At 71.5% G+C, this 24,031-nt stretch carries 23 protein-coding genes; 4 read left to right on the forward strand and 19 right to left on the reverse strand.

The genetic code is table 11. The features are described from left to right. Positions 1–23 precede the first annotated feature (23 nt). From ACY34M_RS21650 to ACY34M_RS21665, 4 genes are all read right to left on the reverse strand, one after another. Positions 24–308, reverse strand: a complete 285-nt coding sequence (locus tag ACY34M_RS21650) for a TFIIB-type zinc ribbon-containing protein (RefSeq protein ID WP_399231110.1) — start codon at positions 306–308, stop codon at positions 24–26. Between the two features lie 69 nt (positions 309–377). Further along, positions 378–1,328, reverse strand: coding sequence for a phosphotransferase family protein (locus ACY34M_RS21655; RefSeq protein ID WP_462719543.1), 951 nt, complete (start codon positions 1,326–1,328; stop codon positions 378–380). Positions 1,329–1,515: 187 nt separating this feature from the next. After that, positions 1,516–1,722, reverse strand: a complete 207-nt coding sequence (locus ACY34M_RS21660; RefSeq protein ID WP_462719542.1) for a hypothetical protein — start codon at positions 1,720–1,722, stop codon at positions 1,516–1,518. Positions 1,723–1,954: 232 nt separating this feature from the next. Further along, positions 1,955–2,233 (reverse strand): hypothetical protein, encoded by a 279-nt coding sequence (locus ACY34M_RS21665; RefSeq protein WP_462719541.1) that lies wholly within the window; start codon positions 2,231–2,233, stop codon positions 1,955–1,957. 199 nt (positions 2,234–2,432) lie between these two features. On the opposite strand from ACY34M_RS21665, the gene ACY34M_RS21670 reads away from it, so the two are divergent. Then, the gene (locus ACY34M_RS21670) at positions 2,433–3,734 is read left to right on the forward strand and encodes a serine/threonine-protein kinase (protein ID WP_462719715.1); all 1,302 of its coding nucleotides are present in this window, start codon (positions 2,433–2,435) and stop codon (positions 3,732–3,734) included. Positions 3,735–3,737: 3 nt separating this feature from the next. Here the strand turns inward: ACY34M_RS21670 and ACY34M_RS21675 are convergent, their stop codons facing one another. The 10 genes from ACY34M_RS21675 to ACY34M_RS21720 form a co-directional block, all read right to left on the reverse strand. Then, complete coding sequence (locus tag ACY34M_RS21675) at positions 3,738–4,565, reverse strand: TrmH family RNA methyltransferase (protein ID WP_462719540.1); 828 nt, start codon at positions 4,563–4,565, stop codon at positions 3,738–3,740. Between the two features lie 64 nt (positions 4,566–4,629). Further along, on the reverse strand, positions 4,630–5,856 hold the full coding sequence (gene cobA, locus ACY34M_RS21680; RefSeq protein WP_462719539.1) for a uroporphyrinogen-III C-methyltransferase: 1,227 nt from the start codon (positions 5,854–5,856) through the stop codon (positions 4,630–4,632). Between the two features lie 156 nt (positions 5,857–6,012). Beyond that, positions 6,013–9,870 (reverse strand): nicotinate-nucleotide--dimethylbenzimidazole phosphoribosyltransferase, encoded by a 3,858-nt coding sequence (gene cobT / locus ACY34M_RS21685; RefSeq protein WP_462719538.1) that lies wholly within the window; start codon positions 9,868–9,870, stop codon positions 6,013–6,015. Positions 9,871–10,233: 363 nt separating this feature from the next. Beyond that, complete coding sequence (gene cbiE, locus ACY34M_RS21690; protein ID WP_462719537.1) at positions 10,234–11,448, reverse strand: precorrin-6y C5,15-methyltransferase (decarboxylating) subunit CbiE; 1,215 nt, start codon at positions 11,446–11,448, stop codon at positions 10,234–10,236. 121 nt (positions 11,449–11,569) lie between these two features. Further along, positions 11,570–12,208 (reverse strand): GNAT family N-acetyltransferase, encoded by a 639-nt coding sequence (locus ACY34M_RS21695; RefSeq protein WP_462719536.1) that lies wholly within the window; start codon positions 12,206–12,208, stop codon positions 11,570–11,572. Positions 12,209–12,356: 148 nt separating this feature from the next. Next, entirely contained in the window at positions 12,357–13,175 is an 819-nt protein-coding gene (locus tag ACY34M_RS21700) for a MetQ/NlpA family ABC transporter substrate-binding protein (protein WP_462719535.1), read from the reverse strand. Beyond that, positions 13,175–14,005: a MetQ/NlpA family ABC transporter substrate-binding protein gene (locus ACY34M_RS21705; RefSeq protein WP_462719534.1), complete on the reverse strand. Its 831-nt coding sequence runs from the start codon at positions 14,003–14,005 to the stop codon at positions 13,175–13,177. The genes ACY34M_RS21700 and ACY34M_RS21705 overlap by 1 nt, the downstream gene beginning before the upstream one ends. A 56-nt stretch (positions 14,006–14,061) precedes the next feature. Next, positions 14,062–14,814 (reverse strand): methionine ABC transporter permease, encoded by a 753-nt coding sequence (locus ACY34M_RS21710; protein WP_462719533.1) that lies wholly within the window; start codon positions 14,812–14,814, stop codon positions 14,062–14,064. Then, the gene (locus tag ACY34M_RS21715; protein ID WP_462719532.1) at positions 14,811–15,851 is read right to left on the reverse strand and encodes a methionine ABC transporter ATP-binding protein; all 1,041 of its coding nucleotides are present in this window, start codon (positions 15,849–15,851) and stop codon (positions 14,811–14,813) included. The genes ACY34M_RS21710 and ACY34M_RS21715 overlap by 4 nt, the downstream gene beginning before the upstream one ends. A gap of 424 nt (positions 15,852–16,275) precedes the next feature. Next, the gene (locus tag ACY34M_RS21720; RefSeq protein WP_462719531.1) at positions 16,276–16,926 is read right to left on the reverse strand and encodes an HAD-IA family hydrolase; all 651 of its coding nucleotides are present in this window, start codon (positions 16,924–16,926) and stop codon (positions 16,276–16,278) included. A 71-nt stretch (positions 16,927–16,997) separates the two neighbouring features. Between ACY34M_RS21720 and ACY34M_RS21725 the strand changes: the two genes are divergently transcribed. Next, positions 16,998–17,357 carry a hypothetical protein gene (locus ACY34M_RS21725; protein ID WP_462719530.1) on the forward strand — a complete coding sequence of 120 codons (360 nt, stop codon included), beginning with the start codon at positions 16,998–17,000 and terminating at the stop codon, positions 17,355–17,357. 7 nt (positions 17,358–17,364) lie between these two features. Beyond that, the gene (locus ACY34M_RS21730; RefSeq protein WP_462719714.1) at positions 17,365–17,826 is read left to right on the forward strand and encodes a hypothetical protein; all 462 of its coding nucleotides are present in this window, start codon (positions 17,365–17,367) and stop codon (positions 17,824–17,826) included. 3 nt (positions 17,827–17,829) lie between these two features. Here ACY34M_RS21730 and ACY34M_RS21735 read toward each other — a convergent pair whose 3' ends face one another. From ACY34M_RS21735 to ACY34M_RS21745, 3 genes are all read right to left on the reverse strand, one after another. Next, positions 17,830–18,348: a GNAT family N-acetyltransferase gene (locus tag ACY34M_RS21735; RefSeq protein WP_462719529.1), complete on the reverse strand. Its 519-nt coding sequence runs from the start codon at positions 18,346–18,348 to the stop codon at positions 17,830–17,832. A 39-nt stretch (positions 18,349–18,387) separates the two neighbouring features. Then, positions 18,388–18,924, reverse strand: a complete 537-nt coding sequence (locus ACY34M_RS21740; RefSeq protein ID WP_462719713.1) for an RNA polymerase sigma factor — start codon at positions 18,922–18,924, stop codon at positions 18,388–18,390. Between the two features lie 74 nt (positions 18,925–18,998). Further along, positions 18,999–20,150 carry a glycerophosphodiester phosphodiesterase gene (locus tag ACY34M_RS21745; protein WP_462719712.1) on the reverse strand — a complete coding sequence of 384 codons (1,152 nt, stop codon included), beginning with the start codon at positions 20,148–20,150 and terminating at the stop codon, positions 18,999–19,001. A 320-nt stretch (positions 20,151–20,470) separates the two neighbouring features. Here ACY34M_RS21745 and ACY34M_RS21750 point away from each other — a divergent pair, with 320 nt between their 5' ends. Beyond that, positions 20,471–21,160, forward strand: a complete 690-nt coding sequence (locus ACY34M_RS21750; RefSeq protein ID WP_462719528.1) for a lysophospholipid acyltransferase family protein — start codon at positions 20,471–20,473, stop codon at positions 21,158–21,160. 679 nt (positions 21,161–21,839) lie between these two features. On the opposite strand, the gene ACY34M_RS21755 is transcribed toward ACY34M_RS21750, so the two are convergent. Together ACY34M_RS21755 and ACY34M_RS21760 are read right to left on the reverse strand one after the other, a co-directional pair. Continuing rightward, entirely contained in the window at positions 21,840–23,372 is a 1,533-nt protein-coding gene (locus tag ACY34M_RS21755; RefSeq protein ID WP_462719527.1) for an MFS transporter, read from the reverse strand. Continuing rightward, positions 23,369–23,920 (reverse strand): TetR/AcrR family transcriptional regulator, encoded by a 552-nt coding sequence (locus ACY34M_RS21760; protein ID WP_462719526.1) that lies wholly within the window; start codon positions 23,918–23,920, stop codon positions 23,369–23,371. The genes ACY34M_RS21755 and ACY34M_RS21760 overlap by 4 nt, the downstream gene beginning before the upstream one ends. Between the last annotated feature and the right edge of the window lie 111 nt (positions 23,921–24,031).

Below are 24,031 nucleotides of genomic sequence, written 5' to 3' on the forward strand. Positions count from 1 at the left end.
CCTCGTGACCGGGGGCTTCTTCATTAGGAGGAGAACAGCATCCGGCCGAAGCCACGGTTGTGGTGACCGTGGTGGCCGTGGTGACCGCCGTGGTGCGGGGCTCCCCACGCCGGGGCCGCGGGCGCCGGGTAGCCCTGCGGGGCGGGCGGGGGCGGCGGGGCCTGCTGCTGCCACTGCGACTCGAGGCGGGTCAGGGACTCCAGCTCGCCGTAGTCGAGGAATATCCCGCGGCAACCGCTGCACTGCTCGATCTGGACGCCATTGCGGTTGTACGTATGCATCGGTGCATGACACTTCGGACACTGCATGCTCGACTCAACTCCTAGCCGTTCGGTGCTTTTTCGCCGGAACACTCCCCGGCTTTCGTCCCCCGCACCCTACTTGGCCGAACCCTCCGCCAACTGTGGCGGCGTCGAAGCCATTCGGGCGCAGGCGGCGACGACGGCCTCCTCCACCTCGTCGATCCCGCGGCCCGCTTCGGTGGCCTTCGCGACGGCGAGCGCGGCGGTCTGCACCGTCAGGGCGCGTGCCGGGACGTCGAGGGCCGGCCAGGGGTCGGGGACGCCCAGCTCCTTTGCGCCACCTGTGCGTTGGTACGCGGTGAGGAAGCGGGTCCAGTCCTCGGCGGACAGCAGCCCGCAGGCGAACCAGGCGGCGGGGCGGGCCAAGTCCCAGGCGGGGTCGCCGATTCCGAGGTCGTCGACGTCGATCAGGGTCCACGTGCCCGAGTCGGCGGGGTGCCGGACCAGCTGGCCGAGGTGCAGATCTCCGTGGCACAGGGCGCTCGCGTGCGTGTACGGGGTCTCGGCGCGGGCCCACGGCGGGAGGGCGTGCCAGGCGTCGAGGATCGGGCGGACCGCCGGGTGGCCGGGGGCGGAGGCCCGGAGGCGGTCGACGGCGCGGGCCGCCTTGAGCGGGCCGCGCATCGGTGGGAGCCCGGGCGGCAGCAGGTGCGCGGGGGTGCTGTGCAGCCGGGCAAGGAGGGCGCCCGCGGCTTCCCAGGGGGCGTGCTCCGGATGATCGGGGTCGACGGGGGTGCCGTGCGGCCAGAGCGTGACCAGGCGGTCGTGCAGGGCCGCCGCCGTCGGGCGCAGGGGGCGCAGCAGTACGTCGGCGAGGGCCGGGTGGGCGGCCGCGGCCAGGCGCAGGGTCAGCTCGGCCGGGTCGGTGTCGGCGGCGTGCGCCTTGGCGACGGTGTCGCCGTGCCGGACCACCGTGGCGTCGGGGCGGTCGGCGAGGGTCGTGGCACCGCAGACGCAGGCGATCCCCGATGGATGGGCCGCGCCCCTGGCCTCGGCCCGGAGCGCGGGAAGGATGTGCGCGGTCACTGGCGCAGCCTACGGCCGGCCCCTGCCCCGCCGGGCGGCGGGCAGGAATGGGGTGGGCAAAAATAATGCTGCGCGCAGCTCCCCAGCTGCGCGCAGCATTTGTGCCGTCCGCCGCACCCCCGTCCCCACGGGGTTTCATGGCCGGATGTCCCCGCCCGGACCGCTCTTCCGGGCCTGGGAGCGCCGCTCAGCGCCCCAGCATCACGCCCACGGACGACGCCTGTGTGACCATCGCGTCCCAGCCGCCGAACACGACGACGAGCAGGGCTGCGAGCGGGAGGACCATCGCCGTGGCCACCAGCGGGTGCCGGCGTCCGGTCGCGGGGCCACCGATAAGGCCCGCCCTGCGGGCCACTGTGCGGAACGCTGTCGTCCGCGGTGCCGTGTCCGCCATGGTCCTCTCCCGGTCGAATTCTTGAGTTCTTCTGTCCTCTGGATCTCTTGGGTCCCTGGCAAGCGGCGGGCACCTGACCTCGGGGGACGAGTGCTGTACCCGCCGCTTGACCTCAAATCTATGAGTGGCGGGCGCTCAGGACGTCATGCCCTCGTACCGATTGCCGGGCCTCCCCGAGGATGACCGCCTGCGTCCGGTGTACTCCCCTGGGTGGAGACGGGGGCCCTGAGGGCTATCCGGCCTCGGGGACATCCCCGAGGGGACGGCCGACGCGGGCCTCCCGCTCGGCGGGCTCCTCGCGCGGGACAGGGTGTTCTACCAGGGCAAGGACCCTGGTGGCCATGAAGCGCGCGGTGCGCACGACGGATCCGGATCGGGTGACTTCGCTCACTTCCACCACCCCTCTGCGCACCGCCGTCTCCACCCTCCGGCCCGCCCGGCTCGCCACCACCTCGTACGTACGCGTCGTGTCCCCGGCATCCACGACTATCTCGACCCGGTCACCCTTCATGGGTCCAATCCCCCTCTACCGCCGCCGTGTTGGCCCGCGGGCCCGCGGCAAGCCGCCCAGCCCCCGCGCTCCCTGACCGTCCTTCAAGTTTCCCACCGGGCACTGACAATCGAATCGGCCGCGAGGGCGCGGCCTTTGCGCGCCGCCGTGCGCGAAAACGTAAGCTGTGGCTCGTCAGACGGACCGGGCAGCAGCGGGGATGGACATGGCGATGATGCGCCTGAGGCGCGAGGACCCGCGCGTCGTCGGCTCGTTCAGGCTTCACAGACGCCTCGGGGCCGGCGGGATGGGCGTGGTCTACCTCGGGTCCGACCGGCGTGGCCAGCGGGTCGCGCTCAAGGTGATCAGGCCTGATCTGGCCGAGGACCAGGAGTTCAGGTCGCGGTTCGCGCGCGAGGTGTCCGCCGCCCGGCGGATCCGTGGCGGCTGCACCGCACGGCTGGTCGCCGCCGACCTGGAGGCGGAGCGGCCGTGGTTCGCGACGCAGTACGTGCCGGGTCCCTCGCTGCACGACAAGGTGGCCGAGGAGGGCCCGCTGGCCGCTTCGGACGTGGCCGCGGTGGGCGCCGCGCTGTCCGAGGGGCTCGTCGCCGTCCACGAGGCCGGGGTCGTGCACCGCGACCTCAAGCCGTCCAACATTCTGCTGTCCCCGAAGGGGCCGCGGATCATCGACTTCGGCATCGCGTGGGCGACCGGCGCCTCGACGCTGACCCATGTGGGCACCGCCGTCGGCTCCCCCGGTTTCCTCGCGCCCGAACAGGTGCGCGGCGCCGCCGTGACCCCCGCGACCGACGTGTTCGCCCTGGGGGCCACGCTCGCGTACACCGCCATGGGCGACTCGCCGTTCGGCCACGGCAGTTCCGAGGTCATGCTCTACCGGGTCGTGCACGAGGAAGCGCAGCTGGCCGGGGTGCCGGACGCGCTGGCGCCGCTGCTGCGGGCGTGTCTCGCGAAGGACCCGGAGGAGCGGCCCAGCACGCTGCAACTGTCGCTGCGGCTCAAGGAGATCGCGGCCCGTGAGGCGCAGGGCATCGTCACGGAGGCGCGCCCGCCCGCGCAGCGCGCCGACCAGGACCGGCCGACGGGGCGCCTCGCCGACACCCAGGGCACGTACGAGGGGCAGCGCACCCAGCGGCGGACGCAGCCGGGGACGCCCGCGCCGCGCCCCAGCAACGGCAGGAGCAACGGGTCGACGCCCGCCCGGAACACGAACAGCCGGTCCGGGACCGGCGGCAGGTCGGGTCCGCGCAGCGGCGCGGGGCGGGGCGCGCCGCGGACGAACGGCACGGGCGGCGGCAAGAAGCTGCGGCCCGCGAATCCGCGGCTGCTGCGGCAGCGGCTGTTCGTGTTCGTCGTCGTGACGCTGCTCGTGGCGCTCGCCATCGCGGCGGCGCAGGGCTGCCAGGGGCCGACGCGCGGCCTCGGCGACAGCGACGTGCAGAGGACGACCACGTCGTCCGCGCGGGCGCTGCCGCCTGCGGAGCCCCGGCCCGAAGGCTGACCGTCAGAGTTCGGGGCGACCCGTGGCCACCGCGTAGAACGCGACGGCGGCGGCCGCGCCCACGTTGAGCGAGTCGACGCCGTGGGCCATCGGGATGCGGACCCATTCGTCCGCCGCCATCAGGGCCTTGGTCGACAGGCCGTCCCCCTCCGCGCCGAGCATCAGCGCCACCCGGTCCATCCGGTGCGGGGCCACCTCGTCGAGGGACTTGGCCTGCTCGGCCGGGGTCAGCGCGAGGAGTTCGAAACCGGCGTCGCGGACCGTCTCCAGGGACTTCGGCCAGGCGTCCAGGCGCGCGTACGGCACGGAGAAGACCGCGCCCATGGAGACCTTTACGGAGCGGCGGTAGAGCGGGTCGGCACAGTCCGGGGAGAGCAGGACCGCGTCGATGCCGAGCGCGGCCGCCGAGCGGAAGATCGCGCCGATGTTGGTGTGGTCGTTGACCGACTCCATGATCACCACGCGGCGGGCGGTGGTGAGGAGTTCGTCGGCCGTCGGCAGGGGCTTGCGCTGCATGGACGCGAGGGCGCCGCGGTGCACGTGGTAGCCGGTGACCTGTTCGGCCAGGTCGGGGGCGACCGCGTAGACCGGGGCCGGGACCTCGTCGATGACGTCGCGCATGACGTCGACCCACTTCGCGGAGAGCAGCATCGAGCGCATCTCGTACCCGGCGAGCTTGGCCCGCCGGATGACCTTCTCGCCCTCGGCGATGAACAAGCCCTCTGCCGGTTCGCGTTTGCGACGCAGTTCTACGTCGGTCAGGCCCGTGTAGTCGGACAGGCGCGGGTCGTCGGGGTCGTCGATGGTGATGAGACCTTGGGGTTCAGCCACGGGTCGATACTGCCTTGTTCCGGGTGTGGTGCCAACGGCCCCGCACGAGTTGTGTTACCGCTGGTTACTTTTCCGGGCCTTCGCGCACCACGTCGCCGATCACGATCACGGCCGGCGGCTTGACCCCTTCGGAGACGGCCCGCTCGCCGACCGTCGCGAGCGTCGCGTCGACGCGGCGCTGGGCCGCCGTGGTGCCTTCCTGGACGAGCGCGACGGGGGTCTCCGGAGACTTGCCGTGGGCGACGAGGGCCTCGGCGATCTTTGCGATCTTGTCGACTCCCATGAGGATCACGAGGGTGCCGGTCAGCTTCGCCATCGCCGCCCAGTCGACCAGGGAGCGCTCGTCGTCCGGTGCGACATGGCCGCTGACGACGGTGAACTCGTGGGCGACGCCGCGGTGCGTGACCGGGATGCCGGCCGCGCCGGGGACGCTGATCGAGCTGGAGATGCCGGGGACGACGGTGACCGGGATGCCCTCGGCGGCGAGCGCCTGGGCCTCCTCCATGCCGCGGCCGAAGACGAACGGGTCGCCGCCCTTGAGGCGGACCACGGCCTTGCCCTGCTTGGCGTGCTCGATCAGGGCGTCGTTGATGGCCTCCTGGACCATCTGGCGGCCGTACGGGATCTTCGCGGCGTCGATCACCTCGACGTGCGGCGGAAGCTCGTCGAGGAGGTCGCGCGGGCCGAGGCGGTCGGCGATCACGACGTCGGCCTCGGCGAGGAGGCGGCGGCCGCGCACGGTGATCAGGTCCGGGTCGCCGGGGCCGCCGCCGACGAGGGCGACGCCGGCCTTGTGGGTGCGCTGGACGGTGACGGTTCCGTCGTGCAGGGCCTCGACGATCGCGTCGCGGACGGCGGCGGTGCGGCGCGGGTCGCGGTCCGCGGCCTCCGTCGTCAGGACGGCGACGGTCACACCGTCGGCGCGGCCCGTCGCCGGGGTCCAGGCGGTCGCCTCGTCGGCGTCGTCGGCGCGCACGCACCAGGTGCGGGTGCGCTCCGCTTCGGCCGAGGCCGCGTCGTTCGTCTGACGATCGCTGGTGGCCACCAGGGCGTACCAGGTGTCGGCGAGGTCGCCCGGCTCGTAGCGGCGCTTGTTCCAGGTCAGCTCGCCCGCGGTCGCCATCGCCTCCACCGAGGGGGTCGCGGAGGGCGAGATCAGCGTGATGTCCGCGCCCGCGGCGATCAGGGCGGGGAGCCTGCGCTGGGCTACCTGGCCGCCGCCCAGGACGACGACTCGGCGGCCGGTCAGGCGGAGGCCCACGGGGTAGGCGGGGTGGTCGGCGGCGGGCATGCGGTGTCCTCTGGCGTGCGGGTGTTTTTTGTGAGCGTACGTCGTGGGCATGACGGTGAGGTTTCCGAACCCGGGGGCTCCACCCCCGGACCCCACTCCTCAATCGCCGGAGGAGCTCAAAGGAGAGCACCTCCGGCGATACGGGACAGGGTGGGGCTACTTCTCGGTCACGCCCGCCGAGTCGAACGTCGCCACCTCGTGCATCGCGCGCGCCGCGCTCTGCACGATCGGGAGCGCCAGGAGGGCACCCGTGCCCTCGCCGAGGCGCAGGTCCAGGTCGACGAGCGGGCGCAGGCCCAGCTTGTTCAGCGCGGCGACGTGGCCGGGCTCGGCGCTGCGGTGCCCTGCGATGCAGGCGGCGAGGACCTCGGGGGCGATGGCGCGGGCCACCAGGGCGGCGGCTCCGGCGCTGACGCCGTCGAGGATCACCGGCGTGCGCAGCGAGGCGCCGCCGAGGAGCAGGCCCACCATGGCCGCGTGCTCCAGACCGCCGACCGCCGCGAGGACGCCGATCGGGTCCGCCGGGTCGGGCTGGTGCACGTCGAGGGCGCGGCGTACGACCTCGACCTTGCGGGAGTGCGTCTCGTCGTTGATGCCGGTGCCGCGGCCGGTGACCTCGGAGGGGTCCGCCTCGGTGTAGACGGAGATCAGGGCGGCGGACGCGGTGGTGTTCGCGATGCCCATCTCGCCGGTGAGCAGCGCCTTGTTGCCGGCCGCCACGAGGTCGCGGGCGGTCTCGATGCCGACCTCGATGGCCTCCTTGACCTCTTCGCGGGTCAGGGCGGGGCCGGTCGTCATGTCGGCGGTGCCGGCGCGGACCTTGCGGGGCAACAGTCCGGGCGTCGCGGGCAGCTCGCTCGCCACGCCGACGTCGACGACGCAGACCTCGGCGCCGACCTGGCTCGCGAACGCGTTGCAGACCGCGCCGCCGCCCAGGAAGTTGGCGACCATCTGGCCGGTGACCTCCTGCGGCCACGGGGTGACGCCCTGGGCGTGCACACCGTGGTCACCAGCGAAGATCGCGACGGCCGCGGGCTCCGGGATCGGCGGCGGGCACACGCGGGACAGGCCGGACAGCTGGGCGGAGATGATCTCCAGCATGCCGAGCGCGCCCGGCGGCTTCGTCATCCGCTTCTGCCGCTCCCACGCCTCGCCGAGCGCCTTGGCGTCCAGCGGGCGGATGTTGGAGACGGTCTCCGCGAGCAGGTCGTGCGGGTCCTCGCCGGGCAGGGCGCGGCGGCCGTACGTCTCCTCGTGCACGACCCACGACAGCGGGCGGCGCTTGGACCAGCCGGCCTGCATCAGCTCCGGCTCCTCCGGGAACTCGTCGACGTAGCCGACGCAGAGGTAGGCCACGACTTCGAGGTGCTCGGGCAGGCCGAGGGAGCGGACCATCTCGCGCTCGTCGAAGAAGCTGACCCAGCCGACGCCGAGGCCCTCGGCGCGGGCCGCGAGCCACAGGTTCTCGACCGCGAGCGCGGAGGAGTACGGGGCCATCTGCGGCTGCGTGTGACGGCCCAGCGTATGGCGGCCGCCGCGGGTCGGGTCGGCGGTGACGACGATGTTCACCGGGGTGTCGAGGATGGCCTCGATCTTCAGTTCCTTGAACTGCTTCGCGCGGCCCTTGGGCAGGGACTTCGCGTACGCGTCCTTCTGCCGCATGGCCAGCTCGTGCATCGCGCGGCGGGTGTCCGCGGACCGGATGACCACGAAGTCCCAGGGCTGCGAGTGGCCCACGGACGGCGCCGTGTGGGCGGCCTCCAGGACGCGCAGCAGCACCTCGTGCGGGATCGGGTCGGAGCGGAAGCCGTTGCGGATGTCGCGGCGCTCGCGCATCACGCGCAGCACGGCCTCGCGCTCGGTGTCGTCGTAGGCGGGGGCGGCGGGCTGCACCTCGGCGGCGGCCTCGGGCTCCGGCTCCGGCGTCAGGTGCTCGGGCTCGCCGGTCACCTCGGCGGGCGCGACGGTCTGCTCCGCGGGCTCCTCGGTGTCCGCCTCCGGCTGCTTCTCGGCGGCCTCGGGCAGCGGGACCGCGCCGGAGTCGCCCTCACGCGGGGCGGGGACGCTCGCGGCGGCATCCGCCGGGTCGACGGCGGGGGTCCCCTGCGGGGAGAGCTCCGTGTCGGCCGGGTCCGCGGCGGCGGCCGCGGGCTGCGTGGCGCCGGGGAGCGGCTGGGCGGCCTGCTCCGCGGCGTCGCCGGTGAGGGCCTGCTCCGCGGCGGCACCGTCGACGGGGACCTGCGCGGCGGCGGGCTGCTCGACCGTGCCCTGCTGACCGGCGGCGGGCTGGTCGGGCGCGGCTTGGTCGGCCGCGCCTTCCTGGCTGCCGAGGGGCTGCCGGCCTGCGACGACCTGCTGGTCACCGGTGGGCTGCTGGTTGTCGGCGGCGGCAGCCTGGTCGGCCGCGCCCTGCTGTTCAACAGCGGGCCGGTCGGCAGCGGGCTGGTCGGCAGCGGGCTGCTGACCAGCGGCGGCCTGCTGGTCGGCGGCGGGCTGCTGACCAGCGGTGGCCTGCTGGACGCCTGCGGCGTGTTGATCGGCGGCGGCAGCCTGGTCGGCCGCGCCCTCCTGGTCAGGGGCGGGCTGGTTACCAACGGGCTGCTGGTCGGCGGCGACCAGCTGGTCACCGGTGGCCTGCGGGTTACCAACGGCGTGCTGGTCCGCGGCGACAGCCTGGTCGGCGACAGGGTGCTGACCGGCAGCAGCGTGCGGGTCGGCAGCGGCTTCCTGGACGGCATCGCCTTGCGGATCGCCCGCGGCCTGCTGCGCGGCGGCAGCGTGCTGGTCGGTCGTGCCCTGCTGCGCGGCGGCAGCATGCTGGTCGGTCGTGCCCTGCTGAGCAGCGGCCTGCTGAACGCCGACACCGTGCGGGTCGCCCGCAGCCTGCTGCGCGGCGGCAGCGTGCTGGTCGGTCGTGCCCTGCTGAGCAGCGGCCTGCTGGACGCCGACACCGTGCGGGTCGCTCGCGGTCTGCTGGTCGGCCACAAGCTGCTGGTCGGCGGCGCCCGACTGGTCGGGAGCGGGCTGCTGGCCGGGGGCGGCCTGGTGGCCGGGCACGTCCTGGTGACCGGTACCGGCCGCCTGCGCGGCAACACCCTGCTGACCGTCAGCGGTCTGCTGCTCGGCCACGTACTGCTGATCGGCGCCAGGCTCCTGCGGGGCGGCAGCGTGCGGGTCGCCCTCGCCCTGCTGCGCGGCGACAGGCTGCCGGCCGGTGCCGGGCTCCTGCGCGACCGCACCCTGCTGGCCCGGAACTCCCCGGGCCTCGGGCTCGGCCGGAGCCGCCGTCTGCTCCTCCGGGAGTGGCGGGACCGTCATCGCCTCAGGCGGGGTCGGGGCCAGGTGCGGGGTCGTGGGGACGATGCCGTCCACCGGGACGAACTGGCCGAGCGTCTGGTCGGAGGGAGCCTCCGCGTAGCCGTGCGCGGCGTAACCCTGCGCGTACTCGTGGCCGCCCTGATCGTGCGAGTTGTACGGGGCCTGGCCCGCGTACGCGCCGACGTGGGCGAACTCCTGCGCGTGCGCGGGCGTTTCGGGCTGCGAGTGCTGCGGAGCGACCGTTTCTGCGGGAGCCGACGGCTGCTGCTGCGCCTGTGCGGGCTGCCACGGCGCGGCGCCCTGCGGCGGAATGTCCAGGTACTCGGGGCCGGTGGTGGGCGGGCCCGACTGGCGCGTCGGCGTCTGCTGCGCGGGGCCGCGGTCGGCGAGCGAGCGGACGGGGCTGCCGTTGGTGTCCGGGACGGCCGGGCCCATGTGCAGCGGTCGCCGCGGCTGGGCCTGGGCCTGGGCGTACTGCTGGCCCTGCCCCTGGCTCTGGTTCGGGTCCGTGGGCTGCGCCTGCGGCTGGCCCCAGGCGCCCTGCGCGCCGGGCATCAGGAGGACTTCGTCCTCCTCGACCATGGCGTCGGCGGGATCGAGGTAGGTGTACGCGCCGGGTGCGGGAACGCCCGGCTGCTCCACCGTGCCTGCGTTCTCCGGCAGCCCTTCGCCCGGAACCTGACCGGTGTCGGTCATGCCTACCCCTCGCCCATCGAATGAGAACTTCCTGGCCGCGCCCGGCCGTGCGCCGGAACTGCGAGCCCCTTTTGCTTCGCTGTCCGGAGCGGCGCGTCGACCGCCCGTCAACAACAACGAGCGCGCGCGCCGCGCGGCACGAACCGCCGGACAACAGGCATTGTCCCGGTCGGACCCCGGCCACGGAACGTAGTTCGACCATGGCCTTCTGTGGACTGCGCCACGTTGCGCATCCTCCGGTCGCTGCCGTACCACACGCACCTCAAAAGTGGTGCGTTTTCGGGACATTGGCGTACGAAGGGCCGAACGTCCCGGTGCGGTACAACGATCGGTCAGCCTACCGCGCGCGGCGCGCCGCCAGAGTCACGGGTGGCGTACGGAGAGACGCCCCGAGAGGAGGAACCCCACGGTCCGTTCCTTCTCCGTCCAGGCACGCGTGTCCAGCTCGACGGATTGCAGGAGGGCGCACTCGACGTCGTATCCGTGCTCCGTCAGGTCCCTGCCGATGAGTTCGGCGTCGTCGCGTGTCGCGGCGTGCGTGACGATGCGGGCGGGGCGCCGGTCGGCGACGGCCGAGACGACGGCCGCTCCCCCGCCCCCGACGCGTACGACATCGGGCTCGGGGAGGTCTTCGAGGGCGTGCGGGGCGGTGCCGTGCACGATCTGGGCCTGGACGCCGAAGCGACGGGCGACGGCGACGGTGCGGGCGCAGGCGTCGGGGTCGCGGTCGACGGCGATGACGGCGGCGCCGAACCGTCCGGCCTCCGTCGTGAACGCGCCGCTGCCGCAGCCGATGTCCCACACGAGGTCGCCGGCCCGCGGCCCGAGCCGGGCCAGTTGGGCGGCGCGCAACTGTTCGGTCTCGCCCTCGCCGAACGGGCCCGCGTACTCCTCGGCGGGCAGCGCCCAGCCGCGCGGACCCGCGTCGGGGTCGCCGCCGGCCAGCCAGTTGCCGTTCTCGGGGGCGCCGGTGACCGGTCCGCCGATGACGATCACGACATTGGGGTCGCGCCACGCGTGGTCGGCGGCCTTGTCGGAGGTGACGACGGTGACCTGTTCGCGGTCGGTGCCGAGTTCCTCGCAGATGACGAAGGTGCGGTGGACGCCCTCCAGGAGCAGTCCCAGTTCGGCGGGGCCCGCGCCCGGTGAGGTGAGGACGGCGACCTTGGTGTGGGCGCGGCACACGTTCACCGCGCGTCGCAGGGTGCGGCGGTGTGCGACGACCACCTGCGCGTCGTCCCATGGCATGCCCGCACGGGCGAACGCCTGGGCGACCGAGGAGACGGCGGGCACGACCTCGACCTCCAGGCCGTACTGGGGCGCGCGCAGGGTGCGTACGACGCCGAAGAAGCCGGGGTCGCCGTCCGCGAGGACAACGGCGGTGCCGCGGTGGCCCGCGATGCGGCGGGCGGCGAGGGCCACACTGCCGAGCCGGACGCGCTCGGCGCGCTCGGGCACCTCGGGCAGCGCCAGGTGGTGGGCGGCGCCCGCCACGAGGGTGGCCGCGCCGAGTGCTGAGCGGGCCGCGGCCGTCAGCGGCGAACCGTCCCAGCCGATCACCGTGACCCGGTCGGCCATCGTCGTCAGTCTCCTGGGTGTGCTCGGGTACGTACGTGCCCATGCGGCACGGAGGTCGGGGGCGCCGCCGGGAGCGGGGCACCGTGAGCGTACCTGCCCGGCCTTTCGGTCGCCCGAGAGGTCAGTTCCAGTCGGAGAAGGCGGTGAAACCCCCGGCCTCCGCCAGTTGCTCGGTGACCCCCTCCAGGTCCTCGGGCAGCAGACTCCACACGATGAAGTCCGTACGGGCCTCGACGAGGCTGCCGTCCTCGGTGCGCGTACGCGCTATGCAGGCGCCCCGCAGGACGCCCTCGCTGATGCAGCCGATCTTCTGGGCGACCTGCTGGGACGCGGTGTTGTCCGCTGCGGTGCGCAGCTCGATGCGCTCCAGGCGCTGGTCGCGGAAGAGCCACTGGGCCGTGGCGAGCGCGGCCTCGGACGCGTAGCCCTCGCCGCGGGCCCACGGGGCGACGATGTACGAGAGCTCGGTGGACCGCACGTGCCAGTTGGTCTTGCTCAGCTGGATGACGCCGACGAGGCGCTGGGTGAGGAACTCGGTGACGGCGAGGGTGAGTCCGGCGCCGGACTCCCGCTCCTTCGGCGCGTCCTCGAAGATCCAGGTGCGGGCGCCCTCCTCGGTGAACGGCTGCGGCACCGACGTCCAGGCGGCGACCAGCTCGTCGTTCATCATCTCCGCGAGCGCCGGTACGTCGTCCTCGTCGAGCGGACGCAGCACCAGGCGTTCCGTGCTGATGGAGATCTCCGGGAAGGTGTTCGTCATACGCCGCTCTCCGTAACCTTCGTTGGCCTTCTACCTTCACGTCGGCCTTATGAAGTGCCCAGCATGCAGCATGAAGGCACGTAACTGCACACGGGGGCCGCCCCTGTTGCCAGGAGCGGCCCCCGTGCCGGGACGTCGAGCGGTTCCCTCAGGCGGGGAGCACCGAACCCTTGTACTTGTCCTCGATGAACTTCTTCACCTCGGGCGAAGTCAGCAGCTCGGCCAGCTTCTTGACCCGCGGGTCGTCCTCGTTGCCCTTCTTGGCGGCGAGGATGTTGTTGTACGGGTTGTCCTTGACGGACTCCAGAAGGATGGCGTCCTTCTTGGGGTTGAGGCCCGCGTCCATCGCGAAGTTGTTGTTGACGGCGGCCACGTCGACGTCGTCCAGGGAGCGCGGCAGCTGAGCCGCTTCGAGCTCCTTGAACGTGAGGCCCTTGGGGTTCTTCGCGACATCCTTGGGCGTCGCGTTCAGGCCGGCGCCCTTCTTGAGCCCGATCACGCCCTGCGAGGCGAGGAGTTCGAGCGCCCTGCCCTCGTTCGTGATGTCGTTCGGCAGCGCGACGGTCGCCCCGTGGCGCAGCTTGGTGACGTCCTTCGTCTTCTTGGAGTAGAAGCCGAGCGGCGGCAGATAGACCTGCGTGACCGGCGCGAGTGTCGTGCCCTTGGACTTGTTGAAGTCCTTCAGGTACGGCGTGTGCTGGAACAGGTTGGCGTCGAGCTCGCCCTGCTGGAGCGCGGTGTTCGGCAGGACGTAGTCCGTGAACTCCTTGATCTCCAGATCGAGTCCGGCCTTCTTGGCGAGGTTCTTCTGTACGTACGTGAGGACTTCGCCGGCCGGGGTCGGGGTGGCCCCGACGACCAGCTTCTCGCTCGCGTCCGCCTTGTCGGAGCCGCAGGCCGTGAGGCCGAGGACGAGTGCCCCGGCGATCACGGCGGCGGGAATCGTGGACTTCGAAGGAATCGGCATCAGAAGGAGGGGAGCACCGAGCCCTTGTACTTGTCCTCGATGAACTTCTTCACCTCGGGCGAGGTCAGGAGCTTGGCGAGCTTCTTCACGCGCGGGTCGTCCTGGTTGCCGTCCTTGATGGCGAGCACGTTGTTGTACTCGTTGTTCTTCGTGGACTCCAGGGCGAGGGCGTCCTTGGCGGGGTTCAGGTTGGCACCGATGGCGTAGTTGCCGTTGATCACTGCGGCGTCGACGTCTTTGAGGGAGCGCGGGGTCTGCGCCGCCTCGACCTCCTTGAACTGGAGGTCCTTCGGGTTCTTCGCGATGTCCTGCGGGGTCGCGGCGGACTCCGAGCCCTTCTTGAGGGTGATCAGGTCATTGGCGGCGAGGAAGCGCAGGGCGCGGCTCTCGTTGTCGGCGTCGTTCGGAAGGGCGACGGTGCCGCCCTTCTTGAGGCCGTCGAGCTTCTTGGCCTTCTGCGAGTACAGGCCGAGCGGCTCCAGGTGGACGGTGGCGACCGACTTGAGGTGCGTGCCGTTCTTCTTGTTGAAGTCTTCCAGGTAGGGCGTCGTCTGGAAGTAGTTGGCGTCGACCGAACCGTCCTCGGTGGCGTTGTTCGGCGTGACGTAGTCGGTGAACTCCTTGACCTCGAGCTTGAGGCCTTCCTTCTTCGCCAGGTCCTTCTTGATGAAGTTGAGGATCTCGGCGTGCGGGACGGGAGTCGCGGCGACGACCAACGGGTCGGAGGCCTTGGCCTTGGTGTCGGCCTTGTCGGAGCCACAGGCCGTCAGGCCCAGGGTGAGGGCGCCGGTGGCGAGGACAGCTGCGGTGATCTTGGTGGTGTTACGCACGAAAAGTGCCTTTCCATCGGTGGTGCAACCCGTCGGACAGGACGGGAAATCTGGATTCAGCGGGTCTTGGCCGGGGCGGCTTCGGTGGCGGCGGGGCCGCCGGGCAGGAAGCCGAGGAGCGCGCGGAAGCGGACCGGGTCGCCGCCCTTGCCCGCGCGGCGGTGCAGGACCCGGGCGCCGCTGTCGCCCGCGAACTGGATGAGCGAGATGACGACGGCGAGGATCGCCACCGTGATCCACATCAGGTTGGCCTCGAAGCGCTGGTAGCCGTAGCGGATCGCGATGTCGCCGAGGCCGCCCGCGCCGACCGTGCCGGCCATGGCGGAGTAGCCGATGAGCGCGACGATCGTGGTGGTGGTCGCCGAGATCAGCGAGGGCAGCGACTCCGGCACGAGGACCTTGCGCACGACGGTCCAGGTGTTGCCGCCCATCGACTGCACGGCCTCGACCAGGCCGCCGTCGACCTCGCGCACGGACGTCTCGACGAGCCGCGCGAAGAACGGGATGGCGCCGATGGCGAGCGGCACGATGGCGGCCTCGCGGCCGATGGTGGTGCCGACGATCGCGCGCGTGAAGCCCATGAGGGCGACCATCAGGATGATGAAGGGCATCGAGCGGACGATGTTCACGATCTGCCCGATGACCTTGTTCACGAATGTGTTCTGCAGCAGTCCGCCGCGGTCCGTGAGGACGAGCAGGACGCCGAGCGGCAGTCCGAAGACGATCGCGATCAGCGTGGACCAGCCGACCATGTAGAGGGTGTCCCAACATGCCTGGGACAGCAGCGGCTGCATCTCCGACCAGGTCACTTGGTGACACCTTCCTTCAGCAGAGCGGCGGGCTCGGCGCCCTGGACGTCGACCTGGAGGCCCTGCTCGCGCAGGAAGCCGATCGGCACGACGTTGTCGTCGTAGCGGCCGGGCAGTTCGATGCGCATGCGGCCGACCTGCTTGCCCGCGACGGTGTCCATCGCGGCGCCGAGGATCGAGATGTCGACGTTGTAGGTGCGGGAGAGCTGCGAGATGACCGGCTGGGTCGTCGACTCGCCGTGGAAGGTGACGTCGATGACGGTGCGGTCGTCGCCGGAGGCCTCGCCGCCGACCGGGAAGAGCGCGGAGGCCAGCTCGGAGCCGGGCGTCGCGAGGAGCTCGCTGACGGTGCCGGACTCGACGATCTGCCCGTGCTCCATGAGGGCGGCGGAGTCGCAGACGGTCTTGACGACGTCCATCTCGTGCGTGATGAGCAGCACGGTCAGACCGAGCTGCCGGTTGAGGTCGCGCAGCAGCTGGAGGATCGAGCGGGTGGTCTCCGGGTCGAGGGCGCTGGTCGCCTCGTCGGAGAGCAGCACCTTCGGGTCGCCGGCGAGCGCGCGGGCGATGCCGACGCGCTGCTTCTGGCCGCCGGAGAGCTGGGCGGGGTAGGACTTGGCCTTGTCGGCGAGGCCGACGAGGTCGAGGAGCTCCAGCGCCTTGGTGGAACGTTCCTTCCCCGACTTGCCGAGGATTTCGAGAGGCAGCTCGATGTTGTCCTGCACGGTGCGCGAGGACAGCAGGTTGAAGTGCTGGAAGACCATGCCGATGCGGCTGCGCGCCTCGCGCAGTTCCTTGCCTGCGCGGGAGCCGCGGCCGACGAGGGCGGTGAGGTCCTGTCCTACGACGGTCACGGTGCCGGAGGTCGGACGCTCCAGCAGGTTCACGCAGCGGATCAGCGAGGACTTGCCGGCGCCGGACTGGCCGATGACGCCGTACACCTCGCCTTCGCGCACATGGAGATCGACGCCGTCGAGGGCGGTGACCTCGCGGCCGCGCGAGCGGTAGACCTTGGTGAGGCCCTGGGTGGTGATCACGTGGGTTTCCGTAGCTGTCGAGTGCGCGGCACGGGTGGCGCCGGGCACGGGGCATTCGTTCGGAACTTGCTTGCCGGGGACGTGCGAAGTTTCCGGGCGCGACAGCTCTCGCCGAGAGGGGCGAGCCGGTACGGAGAAGCTGTGCGCGGGGGCAGACCCGGTCACGTAGGCGGACTGTTTCTCCCTGCGGAGTCACTCCCTACGGAACAGGGTGCGCGGGTCTCGCTTCGGGGCGCGAGGACGGGCGGGGACCCTCAGAAGGCGCACATTCGACACATACAAGCAGCACCGGGCGTCATGGTCGCCTCGGTCGCAAGGGTGCGGCTGCTCGTCGTGGTCATGCGGCAAGTAAAGCAGACGTGAGGACGCGAGCGGCCTCCGCCGTCCGAATAGCGGACAGCGGAGGCCGGTCGTCCATGCGCGGTCACGCCTCGGCGGAGATCTCCACACCGGCGTCCGTGACCTGCGCGGACACCGCCGAGAGGTCCTTCACCACGATGTCCGCGGAGAGCTCGTCCGCCTCGTGCGTTGTGGTCAACGCCACGGTCTTCATGCCTCCCGCGCGGCCCGCGGTGAGACCGGCGGGGGCGTCCTCGAAGACGACGCAGCGGGCCGGGTCCACGCCCAGCTTCCCGGCGGCGAGGAGGAACGGCTCGGGGTTCGGCTTGCCGTGCGTGATGTCGTCGGCGGCGATGAGTAGCGGCGTCCTGATCCCGACGGCGGCGAGCCGGGCCTCGGCGAGGCGGCGGGTGGCGGAGGTGACGACGGCCCAGGCGCCGTCGGGCAGCGAGGTGATCAGGTCGAGCGTGCCCGGCAGCACCTTCGTGCCCCCGTTGGGCACGTCCTCGACCTCCAGCTCCTCGATCCGGGCGACGGCGCCCGGCACCTTCTCGGCGGGCAGCAGGTCGGCGGCGATCTCGGCGGCGGGGCGGCCGTGCAGCTCGACCGCGGCGAAGTCCTCGGCGGTGATCCCGTACTCCTCGGCCCAGCGGGTCCAGCAGCGGTACACCGACTCCATGGACGAGAGCAGGGTTCCGTCGTTGTCGAACAGCAGGGCGTCAGCGGTGATCTTCATGTTTCCCAAGGCTAAACGTGACCCCGGGGTCGAGCGCATCGGGTCTTTTGGCCCGTAATAGGCTCACGGCCATGCTTGATGTCCTGACCCTGGTGACGGGTCTCGCCGCGCTCGCGCTCGCGGCCTGGTGCGGTTACGCCGCGTATCGCGACCAGCCGACGAAGGACTGGCACTTCATCGGGATGGCCGTGGTGTCGGTGCTGGCGCTGGTGCAGCTGGTGGTCGGGATCGTGCAGCTGGCGCGGGGCGAGAAGCCTGAGCAGGGCACGACGATCTTCGTCGCGTATCTGATCGGGGCGTTCGCCTGCGTGCCGGCGGCGGGCTTCATGTCGCTCGCCGAGCGCACCCGCTGGGGTTCGGTGACGGTCGCCGCGGGCGGCGTGGTGCTGGCCGTGCTGGAAGTACGGCTCTTCGACATCTGGGGAGGCTGAGGTGGCTGTGGCCGCTGAACAGAAGGACACGTCGAAGGCCGCCGCGAAGGCCGAGAAGAAGCGGCGCCGTCTCATCGGCGGTCCGGGCCTGCTGCTCGTGTGGCTGTACGGCGTGATGGTGGTCGGCGCCGTGTCGCGGTCGGCCGTGCAGATCTCCACCGAGTTCGACAAGGCGCCGCTGGCGTACTCGCTGTCGGCGGTGGCGGGTCTCGTGTACGCCTTCATCACGTACTCGCTGGTGCGCGGCGGGGACAGGGCGCGGCGGGCCGCGTTTCTCTGCTGCGGCCTGGAGTTGGCGGGCGTGCTGATCGTCGGTACGTGGACGCTGGTGGAGCCGTCCGCGTTCCCGGACGCGACCGTGTGGTCGGACTTCGGCGTCGGCTACCTGTTCATCCCCATCCTGCTGCCGCTGAGCGCGATGTACTGGCTGCGCAAGGGTGTGCTGCAGCGGCAGCAGCCGGAGAGCTGACCGTCAGGCGCTCGCCGCGAAGGCGTTCGCCGCAGCGTCCGTGACCTCGGCGGCCTTCGCGAGCGTCACCAGCGTGAGGCGCTCGTCGACCTGCTGCGTGGACACGGGCTCGTAGCCGTGCTGGCGGTACAGGCGCAGGTTGTGGTCGCTGCGGTGACCGGTGAACAGCTGGAAGCGCTTGGCGCTGCCCGCCGCACCCAGCTCGGCCTCCACGGCGGTGAGCAGTCGGCCGCCGAGGCCGTGGCGCTGCATGCGCGGGTGGACGATCAGCTTGTTGATGTGCGCCGTGCCGTCGGCGTCGACGGTGCCGCGCACGGACGCGACCACCTCGTCGCCGAGGCGTGCCACGAGCACGGTGCCGCTGGTGAGTTCGGCCCTCACGGAGTCCAGGGACTGTGTGAGCGGCTCGATCGAGTAGTCGCCGTAGAGCTGCGCCTCGCTCTGGTAGCAGAGGTACTGCAGCTTCAGAATCTGCTCGGCATCCGCTTCGGTCGCCGCAGAGATGGTCACGCTCATGCCCATGTGCGCATGCCTCCCGCTCACCTGTTCGCCGGTTGTCCTTCACCCTTTTCCCCGGCGGGCCGTCGGCGCAACCTCGGCGGGCAGGATTCTGCGCAGGCATCCCAGACATCTGGAACGTTCCGGCCCAAGGCTGCCCTGTGAGATACCCAACTCGCCCGCGATTTCCCGGTACGTGAGGTCCTGCGGTGACAGCAGCGCGCCGATGAGACGCGGACAGCGACCGGGCAAACGGCGTACGGCGCCGTGCAGCGCCCGGTCCCGTTCGCGGGCGATGGCGCGGTGTTCGGGGTCGACGGCCGCCGGATCGGCGGCGGGTTCGAGGCCGTACGGCAGCTCGCGCAGCGCCGTCCGCCGCTGGAGGCCGGCCTCGGCGCGGACCGCCGTGCGGAGCCAGCCGGCGGGGTCGGCCGGCGGGTCCTGGGTGTCGAGGTGTTCCAGGAGACGCACCCATACGGCCTGTTCGAGGTCGCCGGTCTCGACGGGTGCGTCCTCCTCTCCCCCGAGTTCGGCGCGGACCTCGGCAGCGAGGAGGGGCCGCAGGGACACGATGACGGTGTCGTACGTCGTTGGGGTCACGCCATGCGCGACGTGGCCGCCCCGGCGGTCGGTTGCCGGGGCGGCCACGTCTCACTCCAAACGGCGGGCCGGGGTCACCCGTTGACGAAGTCCTCGCGGGCGAGCAGCGCCGTGTCGCAGTTGTCCGAGAAGATGCCGTCGATACCGGTGTCGTAGTACGCCTTGAAGGCGCCGAACGCGTCGCCGTACGCGTTCGGGTCGGTGCCCTTCTTGAAGTCGGCCGGCAGGAAGGTGTTCTCGTTGCGCATCGTGTACGGGTGCAGGACGAGGCCCGCCTTGTGCGCGTCCTTGACCAGGGTCGTGGGCGCCAGCAGCTTGCCCGACGAGTCCTTCGGGATGATCAGGTCGAGGGTCGGACCGATGCCGTCCGCGTACGTCGCGATCTCCGCGAGCCCCTTGGGCGTGATCAGGTCGGCGACGGTGCGCGGGTCGCCGCTGTCCACGAAGTCGTACGGACGCGACTTCGCCGTGGACAGCAGCACGGCCAGCGGGTTGGCGACCAGCTTGCTCATGCGCTGGATGCTCGTCGGCTCGAAGGACTGGATGATGACGGGCGAGTTCTTCCGGTGCAGCCCGTGGGCGCGCAGCACCTTGGCGAGGCGCTCCTCCAGGGCGAGGTTCTGCTTGCGGAAGTAGGTGGGGTGCTTGAGCTCGGGGTAGATCCAGACCTCGCGGCCGAGCTTCTTGCTCTGCTGGGCGCGCCAGCGCAGCACTTCCTCGAAGGTGGGGATCTCCCAGCGGCCGTCGTAGATCGTGTTGTGCTGGCGGGTGCCGGGGATGCGCTCCTTGGCGCGCAGCGTCTTCAGCTCGGCGAGCGTGAAGTCCTCCGTGAACCATCCGGTGGTGGCCACGCCGTCGAGGCTCTTGGTCTTCTTGCGGTCGGCGAACTCGGGGTGGTCCGACACATTGGTCGTGCCCCCGATTTCCGGCTCGTGACGGCATACGAGATGCCCGTCCTTCGTCGGGCAGAGGTCGCCGGCCTCGACGATGTGCGCACCCATGTCGAGCGCCAGTTGGTACGAGCCGAGGGTGTGCTCGGGCCGGTAGCCGCTGGTGCCGCGGTGCGCGATGACCGTGGGCACGGGGAGGCCCGCGAGGCCACGGCCGGTGTTAATCGCGCCACTTTCCCGGTCGGCGGCTCTTGCGGTGCCGGCTCCGCCCAGTGCCGTGGCGCTCGCACCGAGAACCGCGGCGCCTATCAGCGAACGGCGGCCGACCGCCCCCATGGCCCGGGGCTGCTGTGCACCCTGCGTGGCCTGTGACTTCTCGTTCCCCTTGTTCCCCATGAAGCACTCCTCCCACCAAGTACTGCCTTGCACCTGTCAAAGCGAGGTCGATCGTAGGGGTGAGAAAGTGACGAGTGGGAGACCCTGGGCGGAACGTCGAGGTGATGCGGCGTGGCGCCCGGGCGTTGCCCGCACATCAACGAGGCGCAAACTTCGGTCAACTCCTCGTATCCAGTCGGTGAACCCGATGTGCAACGGGTACCCGGCCGCGAGTATCGTCCTCACCTGCACAGATCGTCGTTACGTTCCTTACCCATTCCTTGACATCGGAGGGCTCGTTGTCCCGCTTCGCGCTCATCAAGGCAGTGCTCGGTCCGATCATGCGCCTGATGTTCCGCCCACGTGTGGAAGGCGCAGAGAACATTCCGGGGAACGGCCCCGTCATTCTGGCGGGCAACCACCTGACGTTCATCGACTCGATGATCCTGCCGCTCGTCTGTGACCGGCAGGTCTACTTCATCGGCAAGGACGAGTACGTCACCGGCAAGTCCCTCAAGGGCCGCCTCATGGCGTGGTTCTTCACCGGGGTCGGCATGGTCCCGGTCGACCGCGACGGGGCGAACGGCGGTGTGGCCGCGCTGATGACCGGGCGGCGCATCCTGGAGGAGGGCAACATCTTCGGGATCTACCCGGAGGGTACGCGTTCCCCCGACGGCCGGCTGTACCGCGGCCGGACCGGTATCGCGCGACTGACCCTGATGACGGGTGCGCCCGTCGTCCCCTTCGCCATGATCGGCACGGACAAGCTGCAGCCCGGCGGTGCGGGGATGCCGCGGCCCGGGAAGGTGACCGTCCGCTTCGGCGAGCCGATGGAGTTCTCGCGCTATGACGGCATGGGGCGCGACCGGTACGTGCTGCGGGCCGTGACGGACTCGGTGATGGCCGAGGTCATGCGGCTGTCCGGTCAGGAGTACGTCGACATGTACGCCTCGAAGGCGAAGGCGGCGTAACACCTCTACGCGTGCGTGGGCCCGGTCGACCGAACATCTCCGGTCGACCGGGCCTTTCGCTGCGCGGGGCCGATGCCGGTGGTTCCGCTACCCGGCACCGCGCCTTACGACCTACACCCTCGTCGGCGCCCCCGTCCGCGCTGCGCGGCACCGGCTCTCGACCTGCAACGGCCTCGACGCCCGCCGTTCGCACTGCGCGGCACCGCGCCTCCTGAGCTGCACCGTCCTCGGCGCCCGAGGCGCTCGTTGCGCGGCACCGTGCGCCGCCTTGCCCACCCTGCCGCCCAAGGCGGCAGATTGCCCAAGGCGGGTGACGGCCCATCGCCACGGGCGGGGAGCCGCTCTCGCGGCAGATTGCCCAAGGCGGGTGACGGCCCACCGCCATGGGCGGGGTGCCGCTCTCGCGGCGGATGGCCCAGGCGGGGGCGGCGCCCCGTGGAGCCGACGCCCCCGGAGGGGGCAGGTGGGTGGGATATTGGCGTGGCGACGGGCACGATCAAGCCCCTGCGGCGATTGAGCAGCGAGGTCCGGGGCAGAGCCCCGAGGCCGTAACACCGGTGCGGCGTCAGACCGGCGAGGCCAGGCAAACCAAGCCCCGCCGGCGATTGAGGCGCGGGGACCGGGGCAGAGCCCCGAGGCCGTAACGCCGGTGCGGCGAACGAGAGGCCGCGGGGGACGGCTACTGTTCCAGGCGCTGGCCCCGAAGGAGCCGCCAGGCCACCAGCGACGTCGCCAGAAGCACCACCGCCCCCACCCCCGCCGCAACCTGCAACCCGTCCACGAAGGCCGACCGCGCCCCGGCAAGAAGCGCCTCCGCCTGCCCGGCCGGCAGGCCACTCGCCGCCTCCACCGCCCCGCCGAGCGAATCGTGCGCCGCCACCGCGACGTCCCCCGGCGTCCCCGCCGGCACCGTGAACCCGGAGTAGACCCCGGTCACGATCGAGCCGAGCAGCGCGATACCGAGCGCCGTACCGAGTTCGTACGCCGTCTCGGACACCGCCGACGCCGCACCCGCCTGCTCCTTCGGCACGCTGGAAAGGATCACGTCGGCCGTCACCGTGAACGAGAAACCCGCGCCGACGCCGACGACGAGCAGCACCCCACCGAGCAGCGGGTACCCCGTCGACTGGCTCAGCGTGGTGAGCGCGGCAAGGGCGAGCCCCACCGCCGCGAGCCCGCCCGCGACCACGGAACGCACCGAGAAGCGCCGCGCCACCGTACCGGCGACAAGACCCGCCGCCACCGCCCCCACGGCGGCCGGGAGTTCGGCGAGCCCCGCCTCGAACGGCGCCCGACCCTGCACCAGTTGCAGGAACTGGGAGAGGAAGAAGACCAGTCCGGCCAACCCCAGAATGGTCAGCAGGTCGGCGAGGACCGCGCCCGAGAAGCCGCGGTTGCGGAACAGCCGCATGTCCAGCAGCGGCGCCTCCAGCGTGAGCTGACGCCGCACGAACCACACCAGCGCCGCCACACCGGCCACCGCCGACGCCGCCACACCGAGGCCGAAGCCGTGCGCCGCCGCCTCCTTCACCGCGTAGACGACACCGATCATGCCGACGAGGGACAGCGCCACGCTGAGCAGGTCCCACGGCCCCGGCACCGGGTTCTTCGACTCGGGGATGAGCTTCGCACCGACGACCACGAGGATCGCCATCACGGGCAGGTTGATCAGGAAGACCGAGCCCCACCAGAAGTGCTCCAGCAGGAACCCGCCGACGACGGGACCGACCGCCGCGCCCGCCGAGGCCATGGCCCCCCAGATGCCGATGGCCAGCGAACGCTCGCGCGGGTCGTGGAAGATGTTGCGGATCAGGGCGAGCGTGGAGGGCATCAGGGTCGCGCCCGCGACACCCAGCAGGGCGCGCGCCAGGATCATCAGCTCGGGCGTCGTCGCGTACGCGTTGAGGACCGAGACCGCACCGAAGGCGACCGCACCCGTCAGGAGCAGCTTCTTGCGTCCGATGCGGTCGCCGAGGCTGCCCATCGAGACGAGCAGTCCGGCGATGACGAAGGAGTAGACGTCACCGATCCAGAGCAGCTGGGTGCCGGACGGCTTGAGGTCCTCGCTGATGTACGGGGTCGCGAGGCCGAGGACGGTCGCGTCCACGGCGACGAGCAGCACGGCCAGCACGAGGACGGAGAGGGCGAGCCACCGCGCGGGACGGGACTGCACCACCTCCGCCGCAGGAGTGCGCTGTGGTGTGCTGGTCATGGTTCCACTCTCCGAAGTGCGCCGCCGAGCAGCAGCTCGACGATCATGAATTGGAAGTCCTTGGCCGCGACGCGGCCGTCCTGTACCGCCCACGCGCCGCTGCCGATGAGGCCGTAGAGCGCCTCGGTCAGCCAGGCGGGTGTGAGGTCGATCCGGAATTCGCCGGTTTCCTGGCCGCGCCGGAACAGCGCTTCGATGCGGCCGTCGAGGCGGGCCCAGCCCTCGTTCTGCTGCTCGCCCTCGAAGAGTTGGTTCTCCGTGACGAGGAAGGCGAGCAGCGGCGCCGCCGGCTCGATCTCACGGATGAGGCGGCGCAGCGCGTCGGCGGTCCCGCCCTCGTCGAGCCCGGCGCGGTCGAGCGCCGTCTCGCACTCGGCGATGCCGAGCTCCTCCAGCGCGCGGACCAGCGCGTCCCGGCCCGCGAACTGGCGGTGCAGGGTCGCCCGGCTGATGCCGGCGGCCCGCGCCACCTCGTCCATGGTGGCCGTGGACTTGCGGGTGAGCAGGGCTGCGGCACTGTGAAGTACCTGGGCACGATCGACTGGCATGAGACGAGAGTACATCAAGTGAGACATTGATGTCTCACGGGAGGCATGGACGTCTCCGGTGGCCGCCCTCCTCACCCAGTGTTACGACTGTCGGGACGTCCGACTCCCTGG

This window comes from Streptomyces sp. EDA2-14 (genome assembly GCF_054963755.1).